The 13498-nt window shown below is 50.1% G+C and carries 10 protein-coding genes; 7 read left to right on the top strand and 3 right to left on the bottom strand.

Annotated elements, in window-relative coordinates; all coding sequences use genetic code 11:
* The first annotated feature begins 419 nt into the window (after window positions 1–419).
* Complete coding sequence (locus tag U869_RS0108110) at window positions 420–965, top strand: Ail/Lom family outer membrane beta-barrel protein (RefSeq protein ID WP_025118776.1); 546 nt, start codon at window positions 420–422, stop codon at window positions 963–965.
* Window positions 966–1223: 258 nt separating this feature from the next.
* Complete coding sequence (locus tag U869_RS0108105; protein WP_025118775.1) at window positions 1224–2699, top strand: alpha/beta hydrolase; 1476 nt, start codon at window positions 1224–1226, stop codon at window positions 2697–2699.
* A gap of 903 nt (window positions 2700–3602) precedes the next feature.
* Here U869_RS0108105 and U869_RS0108095 read toward each other — a convergent pair.
* The 3 genes from U869_RS0108095 to U869_RS0108085 all read right to left on the bottom strand — a co-directional run bounded on the left by U869_RS0108095 (window position 3603) and on the right by U869_RS0108085 (window position 6451).
* The gene (locus U869_RS0108095; protein WP_025118774.1) at window positions 3603–5330 is read right to left on the bottom strand and encodes an ABC-F family ATP-binding cassette domain-containing protein; all 1728 of its coding nucleotides are present in this window, start codon (window positions 5328–5330) and stop codon (window positions 3603–3605) included.
* 318 nt (window positions 5331–5648) lie between these two features.
* The gene (locus U869_RS0108090) at window positions 5649–5879 is read right to left on the bottom strand and encodes a helix-turn-helix transcriptional regulator (RefSeq protein WP_021804454.1); all 231 of its coding nucleotides are present in this window, start codon (window positions 5877–5879) and stop codon (window positions 5649–5651) included.
* A gap of 11 nt (window positions 5880–5890) precedes the next feature.
* Complete coding sequence (locus tag U869_RS0108085) at window positions 5891–6451, bottom strand: DUF2975 domain-containing protein (protein WP_025118773.1); 561 nt, start codon at window positions 6449–6451, stop codon at window positions 5891–5893.
* A gap of 329 nt (window positions 6452–6780) precedes the next feature.
* Here U869_RS0108085 and U869_RS0108080 point away from each other — a divergent pair, with 329 nt between their 5' ends.
* The 5 genes from U869_RS0108080 to U869_RS0108060 form a co-directional block, all read left to right on the top strand.
* Window positions 6781–9204, top strand: a complete 2424-nt coding sequence (locus U869_RS0108080; RefSeq protein WP_025118772.1) for a DUF3772 domain-containing protein — start codon at window positions 6781–6783, stop codon at window positions 9202–9204.
* 13 nt (window positions 9205–9217) lie between these two features.
* A complete protein-coding gene (locus U869_RS0108075) occupies window positions 9218–9826 on the top strand; it encodes a class I SAM-dependent methyltransferase (protein WP_025118771.1) in 609 nt (202 codons plus the stop codon).
* A gap of 53 nt (window positions 9827–9879) precedes the next feature.
* Window positions 9880–11052 carry a voltage-gated potassium channel protein gene (kch, locus tag U869_RS0108070; protein ID WP_025118770.1) on the top strand — a complete coding sequence of 391 codons (1173 nt, stop codon included), beginning with the start codon at window positions 9880–9882 and terminating at the stop codon, window positions 11050–11052.
* 503 nt (window positions 11053–11555) lie between these two features.
* Window positions 11556–12083, top strand: coding sequence for a fimbrial protein (locus U869_RS0108065; RefSeq protein WP_025118769.1), 528 nt, complete (start codon window positions 11556–11558; stop codon window positions 12081–12083).
* 133 nt (window positions 12084–12216) lie between these two features.
* Window positions 12217–13498 (top strand): fimbria/pilus outer membrane usher protein (locus tag U869_RS0108060; RefSeq protein ID WP_232785341.1); only part of this gene is annotated, 1282 nt, incomplete at its 3' end.

Below are 13498 nucleotides of genomic sequence, written 5' to 3'. Positions count from 1 at the left end.
GATTTAATTGACGTGAATTGTCGTTATTTGTCGCTACTTGTTGTGTGTTTTATAATCTTAATCTATCGCAACTAACTGATTTCAAATGAAATCTAAACTTATTTGTTAGCTATGACTGTGATAGGTAGTTTAAAAATTACACACCACGGTTCGCAAAGTTGTTCAGTTGAGGTAGTTTGCAAGGGGGGATTTGGCAGAGAATGCGTAGCTGCATAGAAAACCAATACTAATCTCACTAATAAAGAGATTATTCTCACGTTTAACGCGCGATAAAAATTATATCCCTGTGAAACTTCATAGATAGTTAACCTGGATAGAGACATTCAACAAACTTTATGGTTAGATCATTGTGTCGCCTGGTAGGTATATTATTTATCGGGTAGGACGAATTTTATCTACTCATGGACTAAGAGCTTAAAATGCAAAAAACATATTTATCAGTACTTCTGGCTGGCGCAATGGCGTTGTCTTTCGGTGTGCAAGCTGCGGGTGAAAGCACCATTTCTTTAGGTTATGCCCAAAGCCACGTGAAGGTGGATGACCATAACCTGGATGAAAACCCTAAAGGTTTTAACCTTAAGTATCGCTATGAAATTGATAGCAATTTAGGTTTTATCACTTCTTTCACCTACACCACGCAGTCATATGATTACTATTATGGCAGCTACAAAGTGGGCGATGCGGATTTAAAATATTACTCCCTGACCGCAGGTCCTGCCTATCGTTTTAATGACTATATCAGCGCCTATGGGTTAATCGGTTTTGGCCACGGCAAGGCGACATCCAATGTCTCTCTGATGGGTTACTCTGCTAACTCCGACGAAAGCAAAACCAGCGTTGCCTATGGCGCAGGTTTACAACTGAATGTCACCCCGAATATTGCACTTGATGCACACTACGAATATTCCAAACTGGGTGACTTTAAAGTAGGTACCTGGACCGTTGGTGCCGGCTATCGTTTCTAATAGCAATATCTAAAAAGGTTTTGAGAGGGCAGTTGCATGCCATCATCTGTGGGTAACATAAGCTAGTCTTCTCGAAATCACGGAACCGACGTTCCTTAGGTGGGCAGGGCGTCGGTTCTGGTTATACGTCACCTTTTCAGCGACCTCCTCCTGCCATTTGGTACAAAACATTTAAACATCGCTTCCACATTCGGTTGGCGGGCGGTTTAATGTAGCCGCGTTAAAATTCCGAGTAACCGTTTGCTGAAAGGACTCGTCATGTCTGCGTTTCGTGTTCTGTTGTTGCTGGCCATCGCGGCGCAAATGCCGGCCTATGCCAAGCCTTTGTTCAAAACCCCCGTTGCCTTGCCAGGCTCTATTGACTGGCAACCCTGCGATAGCACGGCTTTTCAGCATTGGTTTAGCGACGGGCCACCGCCTGCGGGGTTGCAATGTGGCTATGTCGAAGCGCCATTGAATCACCAGAACGCAGGGCAAACCGTTCGGTTGGCCCTCACGCGGTTACCTGCGGTAGGCCCTAAAAAAGGCAGTGTGGTGATCATCGCCGATGGGCCAGGAACGCCTGGCATCAATCCGCAAATTGCCGAACAGGGGCCCGCCTGGCGGCTGCAAAAATCTTACGACATCATCGGTTATGATCCTCGCGGTGTTGGGCAATCGACGCCCAAAATTTCCTGCCAACTGACAGCCAGTGAGGAAACACCGTCACCGGATGAAAACGATATTCCCGGGGCAGAGCAGCAGGCCCGGGATATGGTGGCGGCCTGCATCAAGCAGACAGGCGTCGACGTGGTGCAATATATGGGCACCCATGAAGCGGTTAACGATCTCGATGCCATCCGACGGGCCTTGGGTGAACCTGCGTTGACCGCCGTGGCCTACTCCTACGGCACCAAGGTCGCGGCGCTCTATGCAGAGCGTTTCCCAAAGAAAACCCGCGCGTTGGTGCTAGACGGTGTGGTGAACCTTAAGGAGGATGATTTTACCCAGCGTATTAACCAGCAGCATGGTTTTCAACAAAGCTTCCTGCGCTTTGCCGATGATTGCGAGAAAAGCGGCTCATGCCCGTTAACCAGCGAACCCAACAGGGCAATCCAGCTGTATCACGCATTGCTACGCAAATTGCACGATACCCCTTTTATTACCCCTTCAGGTTATGAAATCTCTGCCGATGATGTGATCACCCTGACGCGCAATCTGCTGCCGAAACGTGAACGTTGGCCCGAGCTGGCCATCGCCTTGCGTAAAATTGATGAAGGCAAGGCTGATGATGTGGTGACCAATCTGATCGATGAAAGTTACACCCCGGATGCTGATGATGCACGAACGGTGATTACCTGTGCGGATGTGGGAAAGCCGAATGCGGATTGGCAGTTGCTGCGCCGACAGCGCCAGCAAATCAATAGCGCAGCGTCATTCCCCAACTACTTGCCGCTGCAAGAATATCCACTCGAAACCTGTGATTTCTGGCCATACCCTGGGCATGAGCAGCCGCATACTCCGGTGATTGCGGCAATACTGCCACCGTTGCTGTTTGTTACCCAACGCTATGACCCGGTTACGCCTTACCGTAATGCGCGTGAGATGGCCTCAGACTTTAAAAGCCCACTCATTACCCGTGAGGGAGATGGCCATATGCTGGTGTTAACAGGGGTGAACAACTGTGTGGATGAAGACGTCGTGGATTATCTGTTGATGCCGAAAAAGCCACGGCGGGATAAAAGCTGTCGTTGAGCCGTGATTGCTGGGACGGCCCTAAAGATTGCCGTGAGTCATAAGCAGGGGCAGGAGTGATACCAAGGAAGTTCTGCCCCATAATCGCGTGCCGGCTATCAGGCGGAATGTCTGGTAGGGATACAGATTTTTCCATTAATGATGTGCGCATCCCGGCGGATCCACTCATTTACTTTGTAGACACTGGTTCTATGCAGTTGTGCGAAGGTTTTAATATCTCCGTCATGTTTTTTATATATAAATTCCCTGACGCTGGTCAATGTGTGGCTCTCCATGAGATGTAGCTTCCAAGATGATGGGGTTGTGCTTATCCATTATTAAGTGTGTGTCATTATAGGAGCTAGCGTAGCACAAAGAATTAAATACAGGAATTAAACTTTACTGATGGTTAAATATTGCCGCTATAGACATTTGATTAGAAACCCTTAAGCTATACGGCAAATAAAACCTATTTAATACCAATCATTACGTTTGCAAGGAATGAATTAAAGTCATTAATTATCAATCAACTATAATTATCACATTGATTTTAAGCCTGACATCTTTGGGGCAGTCACCTGGAGTGATTATTACTGAGTGGTAAGGTTTGGCTAGTTATATCATCGCTTTAGACCATAATGTGATGCAAAAAAGATAACCCGACAATAAATGGCATAAAGCAATAGAAGCAGGAATATTCTTATTATCCGAAAGCATAGGTTTATTCTTGGTCTAATTATGCGTTTTTGCGAGATTATTCTTAATGGAAAGTTAGTGTGGGCACACTGGAGATTTAACGGAATTTAGTCGTTATGTCACGATGAGTAATGGGTATTCCTGTGGGGAGAGAACACCAATGGATGAGGCGAAACCCGCCTACGACCGAACTGAATTTTGGTCATAGGTGGGTTGCGCTTGCATGGGTTAAATCAGCCCAAGCTTACTATTAATTTCCGCTATCTCTCGCCGCCATTGCTGCTGCAACTGCGGCTTTTGATGCTTGGGCTTACGCGTTAAATCCTCCTCAAGTTTATGTTCCAGAGCAACCAACGTTGCCAGCAGGTGATCTTCATTAGTTGATATTGCCGGTTCAGATACTGTCTGCTGATTAAGGGATACCGCCAGTTCAGCTCGACTGTTTCCCCCAAGGATGGTGTAGACCGGTAACAGATCGTGCCATTCGCTCAATTTACGATCGTCAATCAACCAATAACGATTGCAGCTTTGTTCCATCAGCGTGCGATCGTGGGTGACCAGCAGCACGGCTCCCGCAAATTGTTGCAGCGTTGCGGCAAGCTCCTCCTTGCCTTCCATATCCAGATGGTTGGTCGGTTCGTCCAACAGCAGTAATGAGTAGTTGGCCAGGCTAAGCCCAACAAATAGCAACCGGGAACGCTCGCCACCGCTCAGCGTACACACCTTTTGTTGATGGCGCAGGTAAGGGAAGCCAGCACCGATCAGCGCCATTTTCCGCTGGTCTTCGGTCAGCGGCGCGAAGTGGCTCAAGGTATCGCTTAACGAGTCTTCATCGTTGAGCTGTTGCAGACTCTGATCGTAATAGCCAATGCGAACGCGAGGATGAAAAACCACGCCCTGGCAGCTAGCCTGCTGATATTCCTGCCATAGGAAGTGCAACAGGGATGATTTGCCGCAGCCGTTACGGCCCACCAGCGCGATGCGATCGCCACTTTTCACCTGGAGATGATCCAGGTTGAACAACACCGGTGCCTCAGAAGCAGGGCGAATGGCTAATTGTTCCAATGCTAGCAGCCGGTCGGCAGGCAGCGCTTCACCACTGAGCCGGAGCCGCCACTGGCTACCTGCGCTTAAGGTGGTTTGCTGATCCTTCAACCGGTCCACCTGTTTTTCCATCTGTTTGGCTTTGCGCGACAGATCTTCGTTGTCATAGACCTGGCCCCAGACAGCCAGGCGTTTGGCACTTTTCTCTACGCGGTCGATTTCCTTTTGTTCAGCCTGATGGCGGCGTTCATCAGCCAAGTCTTGCTCTTGCAGAGCGATACGTGCCTGCGAACAGGGCAAACGGAAATACTGTAGCGTTTTGTCACGCAGGATCCAGGTACAGTTGGTGACGCTATCCAGCAACCGGCCGTCGTGGGAAACCAGGATGAAACTGCCGTTCCAGCCATTGAGGAATTGCTCGAGCCACAGCAGCGTCGGTAAATCCAGATGGTTACTGGGTTCATCGAGCAGCAGTAAATCAGGCTGGCGGATCAGCGCCCGCGCTAACAACAACCGGGTATGCTGGCCACCGCTCAGAGTTCCGGCCGTCAGATCCCACGCGGCTCGATCGAATCCCAGTTCGGCGAGTAACACTTCACCTTGCCAACGTTCTGGCTGATGTTGCCCATCTGCCAGACCAGTCAGCACGGCTTCCAACAGTGTGCAGTGATACAAGGTTTCGGGCAGGTGTTGTTCTACGCGTGCCATCAGGCATTGATGTGATGGGGTGACGCTACCGGTGCTGGCAGGGATATCGCCGCTGAGGATTTTCAGCAGGGTGCTTTTACCGCAACCGTTGTGGCCGATTAAACCGATGCGGTCGCCTTTTTTCAAACTAAAGGAAACCTCAGCCAGCAGCGGGCCGAAAGCGGTATCAATACCAACAGATTGTGCAGAAAGTAATGTCGTCATGGTGCTTACTCAAGGTTACAGGCATGCAGATGCCTATCGTCAAAAAATTGCCGACGATAACCCGGTAAACCGGAGGGAAGAACTTTGATGTGAGTACACTTCGCTCAAGCTTGGGTTATCGGAGCACGATACCGGTAATGCTTGAGCAGCGACGATCGCCAAGGTGATGTGAAAGTATAAACCATTCACAAGACAGCATTGGGGACCTCCTTTTCATCGTTATAGGTTGATAGGTGAGCGAATTATAGAGGGGATTGATACTGGCTGACAATAGAAGACGTAACAGGAAGCTAACCTCCCTGTTACGTTTAGCGCCGATCACTCATCTTCTGCGTAGATTTCCGGGTCCTGGATATGTTCCAGCACGTCCCCCGGCTGGCAGTCGAGATAGCGGCAGATGGCATCCAGCGTTGCAAAACGTATCCCTTTCACCTTGCCCTGTTTTAACAGTGAGAGGTTTTGTTCGGTGATACCGGCAGCGGCAGCCAGATCTTTGGATTTGACCTTACGTGTGGCTAACAACACGTCTAGCCGAACGATGATCGACATAATGGGCTACCTCACACGAACTGTTGATTTTCACCATGCAACTTGTTGGCCTGCTTCAGGATCTGTGCAATGACGGTAATGCAGGCCGCGAGAAACAGGGCAACAATATTCCCCGCATCAATGCCGAGCGTCACCATTCGTTGGCCAACAGGTTCCTGCATGGTCAGCCAATAGCTGAGTACCGGCTGACACAATAGCTCTAACACGGTCCAAATGGCGACATATTGGCCCATTTTTCCCAGATGGTGGGCTGCAATGTCTGAGAAATAGGCGCGTTGACCATAGGTTTGGAACAGCTTGCGTAAGTGATACAAGCCAAGCGCCAGTGCCAGCAGCGGTACGCTCGATATGATGACGCCACCGGCAGTTTGCCACCATGGGAAACTGGACAAGTCGACTCCCAGGCCGCTGATTAAACTGTTTGAAATGGAAAATTCAAATCCGTAGCCCTCATTGGCGGCGACGCTTGGGAATAGCCAATAGGAAGCATTCAACAGCAACATGGCGAGCAGTAAGCACAACGTGACGGTAGCCATACGTTGGCTGAAGCGAGTAAGGCGATCTAATGTCATAAAAACCTCGAGTCGTTGAGTACAAGTCGCAGTGACTTTAGCTTTTTATTATCGCAAAACAATAATAAATTATCAAATATCGATCATTGTCACGTCTGGAACGGTAATCTCACCAGGCTCACAGCGTAGGGGCGGAGCATACTGCGCCCAAGGATTAAATCGTGTCGCCCCCAGCCAGCCAAAATTTCTACTAACCTTCTCGGATTAATGCGCTTTTTCACTGAATAGCTTGTTATTATAATCGCCGCTTATTGTTGTTCAGGCGCAGTGATAGCCATCGTTGCGCCTGTTGCGTTTTATCGCCAACCCCATGCTGAGCATTCACCGTTATGATCAAGTCATTACAGATTTTCCTGTTCACCTTTTTGTTGTTCGGTTTACCTCTGGCTCCGTTGGTCAATGCGGCACAGCAGGGTACTCAGGTTGAGCTTAGCGCGCAGGATATTGCCGCTTCGATTAAAAGCTACCAAAAACAATTAGATAGAATTAAGCAGCAGGTTTCCAAGGCTGGCTCCGATGGTCAGTTGAACAAACTGTTTGAGGCCACGCAAACACTGGCCAGCGATGCAGAAAAACTGACCACCGACTTGCAACCAATGCAGGTGAAGTTACAGGCTCAGTTGGATGTGCTTGGCCCACAGCCAGAACCGGGGACGATGACCGAAACCGCCAGCGTGGTACAACAACGCAATACGCTCAACAACGCCAAAAAGCAGTTGGATGATGCCGTAAAGCGCTCGCATGCTATCAGAACCGGGGCGATCGACTTGGGGCAGCAAATTACCGATCTGCGCCGCGTGGCCTTCAAGTCCCAGTTGGCGTTGAATACCGGCAGTATTCTCAGCTCGTCGTTCTGGTTGCCAGAAACGGCTACACAGGTTGAAGATCTGGCCCGTTTAAGCGATTTCAATCAACAACTGCAGCAAACCTTGGACGCCAGTTGGCAGGAGGAGTGGCGCTACGGGACGATTGTTTTTCTAATCCTGACGGCAGCTTGCTGGTCCATAGGGCGCTATTTGCTGGAACAGTTGTTTGCCTGGATCAGTATCCGCTATTTACCCGATGGCCGTTTGCGCCGCAGCTTTATGGCGTTGGCTACGGTATTGATTACGCTGTTTACCACCCTGTTGGCGTTGAACCTGCTGATATTGGCATTTTCTCGTGCTCAGCCAATGACCTCTCAGGTCCAGGATTTTGCCGATGGATTTAAACAGTTGGGGCTATTCTGCGCGCTGATCGCCGGACTAGGCCGAGCGTACCTGTCACTGAGCCGTCCATCCTGGCGGCTGGCACAGATGGATGATGCCATTGCGACTGGCATTCGCTTCCTGTCGCCGCTATTGGCTGGATTAGCGATGATCTTTGGTACGGTGGAGCTGGTCAATAACGTCATTGGCGCCAGTCTGAGCAGCACGGTGCTTGGCAATGGGCTGGCCACCGGACTAATGGCATTGATCTTGTTTGCTTTGCCGATGCGTGCGCGCCGTATCCGCTTTAAGCTTGAACAGCAAGGCATGCAGCTTGAGAAGCGCTCAGCCATTGCCAGCATAGTGCATATCGTGATTATGGTATCAGCAACGGTGATCCTGCTTTCTTTGCTGATCGGCTATGTGGCTTTTGCCCGCTTCCTGACCTATCAGCTGATTTGGGTTGCGTTGGTAGTGATGTCGTTCTACTTCTTGGTGAGCTTCTTTACCGATTTCTTTGCTGCTATCTTCTCACCGCAAACCACCAGCGGCAGGGCGTTGAAGAAATCTTTTCATTTTAAAGATCGCCATCTTGAACAGATGACCGTCATCTTCACGGCATTTTCCAAGTGTTCATTGATATTGTTGATGATTGTCGCATTGATCAATGGCTCCTTTGGCACCACGACACCGAATTCCCTGCTGCAAAAGATCGTTGCTATTCTGAGTGGTGAAGGGCTGAAACGGCTGAATATCGTGCCGAGCAATCTGCTTAATGCCGTAATTTGCCTGGTGATCGGCATTTATATTCTGCGTGTGACACAACGTTGGTTAAGCCACGAACTGCTGCCAAAAACCATTAGTGATGTTGGGATCCGTGCCTCTCTTGTCACGCTGTTCAGCAATGTTGGCTATGTGCTGCTGATCCTGATCACGCTGGCGGCGCTGGGTATTCAGTGGAATAACCTTGCCTGGATCGTCAGTGCACTCTCGGTCGGTATCGGTTTCGGTTTGCAGGAAATCGTCAAGAACTTTATCTCTGGCTTGATCCTGCTGACGGAGCGCCCGGTGAAAGTCGGGGACATGATCGGCATCGGCGGGGTTGAAGGGGATGTCCGGCGTATCAACGTGCGCGCCACCGAAATCCAGCTCAGCGATCGCTCTACCATGATTGTGCCTAACTCCCAGTTGATCTCGCAGAACGTGCGTAACGCCACCATGGGGAATGCCCAAGGGGTGGTCACCGTGGCGCTGACTTTCCCCACCGATATTGACCCTGAACTGGTGCGTAATGTATTGCTGAGTGCCTATCAGGAACACGACTCCATTCTGGAAACGCCAGCCCCTTATGTGCGCTTTAGCCAACTTGGGCCGGATGGGATTATCCTCAGCGTGACCGGTTATGTTGCCAGCCCACGGATGGTAGGGTCCACCAAGAGCGATTTGCTGTTCAATATCTTGAAGCTGTTGCGTGCCCATAGCGTCAATCTTTCCAGTCCGAAAGAGGTGGTGTTTATGAAGCAACGAGCCAAAAACCTGGTTGATGAAGAAGAACATTCATCCTGAGGAGGCAAGGTTAATGAGCCATCCGCTAGCCGATAACATCATCGGTATTTATCAACGGCATGCCGGGGCGTTTGAGCAGAAACGATCAACCAGTCTGTTTGAGAAGGCTTGGTTGGACCGCTTCCTGGCGCTGCTGCCCGTGAATGGACAGATTTTGGATATTGGTTGTGGCAACGGCATGCCGATAGCGGACTATTTTATCCGCCAGGGTTTTCAGGTGACCGGGGTGGATAGTTCGCAACCGATGATCGACCGTTGCCTGCAACGCTTCCCAGAGCAGAGCTGGTCAGTGGCAGATATGAGAACCTTGGCACTGGCGGACAGGTTTGATGGACTGATTGCCTGGGATAGTTTTTTCCATCTGGCGCGTGAAGATCAACGTCAGATGTTTAATGTTTTCCGCCAACACGCCAATAGTCAGGCCACATTAATGTTCACCAGTGGCACCAGCAATGGTGAAGCCATCGGCACGTTCGAAGGCGAAGCCCTTTATCATGCCAGCCTGGCCCCCGAAGAGTATCGCCAGTTACTGCAGGAGCAGGGGTTTAGCGTGGTGAAAACGATAGTCGAAGATCCCGACTGCGGAGGGCGTACCGTTTGGCTGGCCCAACTTGGCGAATAGTCAGCTATAAATAGGTCATCACTCAGGAATTGGTGTTGAGAAATATGCACGTAATGAAAATCGTCAGAAAGATAGAAAAATACGTCCCCTTGACCATTATCCTGGCGCTAATGGTGGCACATATCGGCTACTTGATACTTAGCCCGATCCTGTGGAACGGGTTGCAGCATGTTAATGATTTTCAAGAAAAATTTAGCTCCTGGCAACAGGCGCTGGGATTTCTCGATACCATGGACATCCCCCGATTCATGATCGGCACGGTGCTGTTCTTTATGGCGGGTATGCTGCTGTTAAAGACGCGTATTGCCTGGTTTTTCTCGTTACTCTTGCTCAGCTGTATCATCATTGTTGATATCGTTATCTATAAGCAGATCACGGTGTTGGTGGGATATTGTCTGATCACTATCGTGGGTCTGCTAATCTGCTGGCGCCGTTTTGACCAACGTAAACTGGCAAGTACCAGCTTTTTTGCCGTCACCAGCGTCGCCTCTTTGATTGTCTACAGCATGTTGGGAACGCTGTATATGGGCGATCAATTCACCCCTCCGGTCACCGATCTGCCTACGGCGTTTTATTTTGCCGTAGTCTGCATGTCTACCGTCGGCTTTGGCGATATCATTCCGCATACCGTTGCCGCGCGGATGTTTACACTTACGGTGATTATTTTCGGGATTACGGTTTTTGCCGCGTCCCTGGCATCGGTTGCTGGCGTGTTAATCAGCCAAAATCTTCAACGCATAATCAAAGGGCGGTTCTCTCACATGACTCGCAAAAATCATTATATTATTGTCGGTACTTCTTCATTGGCACAGAACGTCTATCAGGGATTAATTGAAAACGGCGGCAACGTGACCATTGTTTGCGAGCCAGGTAACAAGCAGCATTATCCCGAACATGCGGATGTCGTTGAGGGTGATCCTTCTGCTGTTGCAACACTGACATTAGCCGGAGCCGAAAAGGCGAAATACATTGTTGCCCTGACCGAAAGCGATGCGGTTAACGCATTTATCATCCTGGCTGCGAAAGAAGTCGGTGGGCCAGAGACCAAAACCATCACATTGGTCAATGAAAGCCAGAATATGAACAAGATCAAACGGGTCAAACCCGATGCGGTACTCTCATTGCAACTGTTAGGCAGTGAGTTGCTGGTGCGTTCTCTCAATGGTGAGGTAGTTAACCACGAGCTGAAAATTGATTCGTTTTTCAGCAACGGGGAGACTAAGTAACGCTATTGATCAAACCAGGCAGCAGCTCGGGTCCTATCAAGCCAGCAACTTAGGTAGGCTCAGGGTTAACATTATCGAAATGCGCCAGCTCATGACTTAGCTTATCTGGCGCTATTTTTTTATTAAAAAACATAACTAGACTCAATTAGGTTTTTAAAAACCCATAATAAAATATAATTAGCATTCTAATTTTTGTTACCTTTTCATAATGATTTCACGTGCAGGATTAATCTTGATTTATTGTTTGGACTTTATTTTGCGCCTCGTGCTAGGATTTTCCTGCGTTATCGGAACTGCAGCTTATTACAGGGAAGTAGTAAAGTGAAAATAAGGATGCCTTTATTTTCTTTTTCTCCTCGAATATAAGAAGTCAAGACTGCCACGCACTAATCAATGGTTCGAAATATTAACCATTACTAATCTAAGTCCGTTTAAAAATGAAGAAGGCACAGCAAATGATTTGCTGTGTTTATTTAACACTAGTGTAAACAAGGAATATATACATGAAAGCAATCACCATCAAAACTACCTTGGCCTCCCTGATCCTGGCTGGTCTGTCCAGCAACGCCTTTGCCTACGATGCGCAAATCAATATCACTGGCGAACTGACGGAAACCACCTGCGTAATCAACGGTAGCACCACCGGCCCGGTAGTCCAGAACATCACTCTGCCAACCCTGTCCAAATCTTCACTGACCGGTGCAGCCTCTTGGGCTGGCCGTGTACCTGTCACTTTCACATTTACCGATTGTGATGCCTCCACCGCGACCGCCACCTTTGAGAACGGCACCAATATCAGCGCTGATGGCAACATGAAAAACCTGGCTACCGTTACCCCGGCAACCAATGTCGAGGTTCAGTTGTTAAATGCTGCGGGTACCGTACTCAACCTGGCGTCAGACACCGTGTCTACCCCCATCGCCAGCCAAACCGGGGCGCTGAAGTTCTTTGCCCAGTATTACTCTAAAGATGGTGCTGCGACTGCCGGTAAAGTGGTTTCACACGTTGAATTCTCTATGAACTACAACTAATTCCCCTGGGGGATACCTGAGGTTTCGGTATCCCCTTTTTTTTAAGGGCATCTGTAATTGGGTGCCCTTAGAAAAATGGAATTTGGTCATTGCTGGTTATCTCTTGACCCCACCAATCTTTGGAGAATTAGCCATGTTCGCTGGCTTTCTACATGTAGTGACTCCGCGCCAGACACGGCGGATTTTCATGACCAGCCTATTGGCGATGGCGGTAAGCTCGACTGTCCATGCGGCTTCGGAGCTGGTTGCATTCGACCCCGGCTTTTTCCGCGGGCTCAGCGGCCAGGAGGTCGATCTCTCGCGCTTCAGCAAAGGCAACACCTTGACTCCCGGCCAGTACCGCTTTGATGTGTACGTTAATGATCTGTGGGTGGGCCGTCAGGAAATCGCTGTCACCCTGACCGTCCCAGAGGCGCGGGCGAACTATTGCTTTACGCCTGAACAGGTAAGGCAATGGGGGCTGGATGCCAACAAACTCCCTGAGGCGGCGCTGGCCCAACAGGCGTTAAAGAGCGAGAAGTGCTTTGACGCCGAGAAATTCATTCCGGGCTTCACGCTCAGTGCCAACACCGGCGAACTGATGCTGGAGATCACCGTCCCCCAAGCCTTTATCGGTTCACGCCGCGGCGTGGTGGCACCTGAACTCTGGGACCACGGCGTCACCGCTGGTTTCGTCGGTTATAACCTGAACGCCTTCCGCAGCGATAATCGGGATGCGGGCAATACTACCCAGTATTTTGGCGGTTTTAACAGCGGGGTGAACCTGGGGGCCTGGCGATTACGTCATAACAGCAGCTATACCCGTACTGACGGTAACGACAGTTCTGGCCACTATCAATCCATCAGCACCTATGCTCAGCGTTCTATCGCGCCACTCAAGGCACAGCTCACGGTGGGGCAATACTTCACGCCGGGCGATCAGTTTGACAGCGTGCCGTTCACCGGCGTGCAGTTGACCAGTGACACTCGTATGAACCCCGATACTGAGAATGGCTTTGCGCCGGTGATCCGCGGGATTGCCAATTCCAATGCCAAGGTCACCATTCGCCAGGGTAACAACGTGATCCACGAGACCAGCGTGCCGCCAGGCCCGTTTGCCATCGACGATCTCCACAGCACTGGCTACTCCGGCGATTTACTGGTGACGGTGACCGAAGCTGACGGCCAGACCCGCAGCTTTACCGTAGCGTATGCGGCAGTGCCCCAGATGTTGCGGCCAAGAGTTTCACGTTTCAACCTCTCGGTGGGAAAATACCGCGACAGCACGCTCGACAGTGTCCCCAGCCTGTTGTTAGGTACCTGGCAGCATGGGGTATCCAACCTGGTGACCGTCTACACCGGCGGTATTGTGGCCGACAGGTATCAGTCGTTGCAGGGTGGACTGGCATTGAACACTGAACCGCCCCGGTTTTCTT

Source organism: Serratia sp. H1w, from assembly GCF_000633355.1.
Lineage (GTDB): Bacteria > Pseudomonadota > Gammaproteobacteria > Enterobacterales > Enterobacteriaceae > Chania.
The sequence above is the reverse complement of the archived record's forward strand: the minus strand, read 5'-3'. Positions and strand labels throughout refer to the sequence as shown.

What these genes read in the sequence shown, in the direction of transcription:
- U869_RS0108090 (WP_021804454.1), bottom strand. Translation starts at nt 5,879, where the DNA reads ATGTCGATCATCGTTCGGCTAGACGTGTTGTTAGCCACACGTAAGGTC.
- U869_RS0108105 (WP_025118775.1), top strand. Translation starts at nt 1,224, where the DNA reads ATGTCTGCGTTTCGTGTTCTGTTGTTGCTGGCCATCGCGGCGCAAATG.
- U869_RS0108085 (WP_025118773.1), bottom strand. Translation starts at nt 6,451, where the DNA reads ATGACATTAGATCGCCTTACTCGCTTCAGCCAACGTATGGCTACCGTC.
- U869_RS0108095 (WP_025118774.1), bottom strand. Translation starts at nt 5,330, where the DNA reads ATGACGACATTACTTTCTGCACAATCTGTTGGTATTGATACCGCTTTC.
- U869_RS0108075 (WP_025118771.1), top strand. Translation starts at nt 9,218, where the DNA reads ATGAGCCATCCGCTAGCCGATAACATCATCGGTATTTATCAACGGCAT.
- U869_RS0108080 (WP_025118772.1), top strand. Translation starts at nt 6,781, where the DNA reads ATGATCAAGTCATTACAGATTTTCCTGTTCACCTTTTTGTTGTTCGGT.
- kch (WP_025118770.1), top strand. Translation starts at nt 9,880, where the DNA reads ATGAAAATCGTCAGAAAGATAGAAAAATACGTCCCCTTGACCATTATC.
- U869_RS0108065 (WP_025118769.1), top strand. Translation starts at nt 11,556, where the DNA reads ATGAAAGCAATCACCATCAAAACTACCTTGGCCTCCCTGATCCTGGCT.
- U869_RS0108110 (WP_025118776.1), top strand. Translation starts at nt 420, where the DNA reads ATGCAAAAAACATATTTATCAGTACTTCTGGCTGGCGCAATGGCGTTG.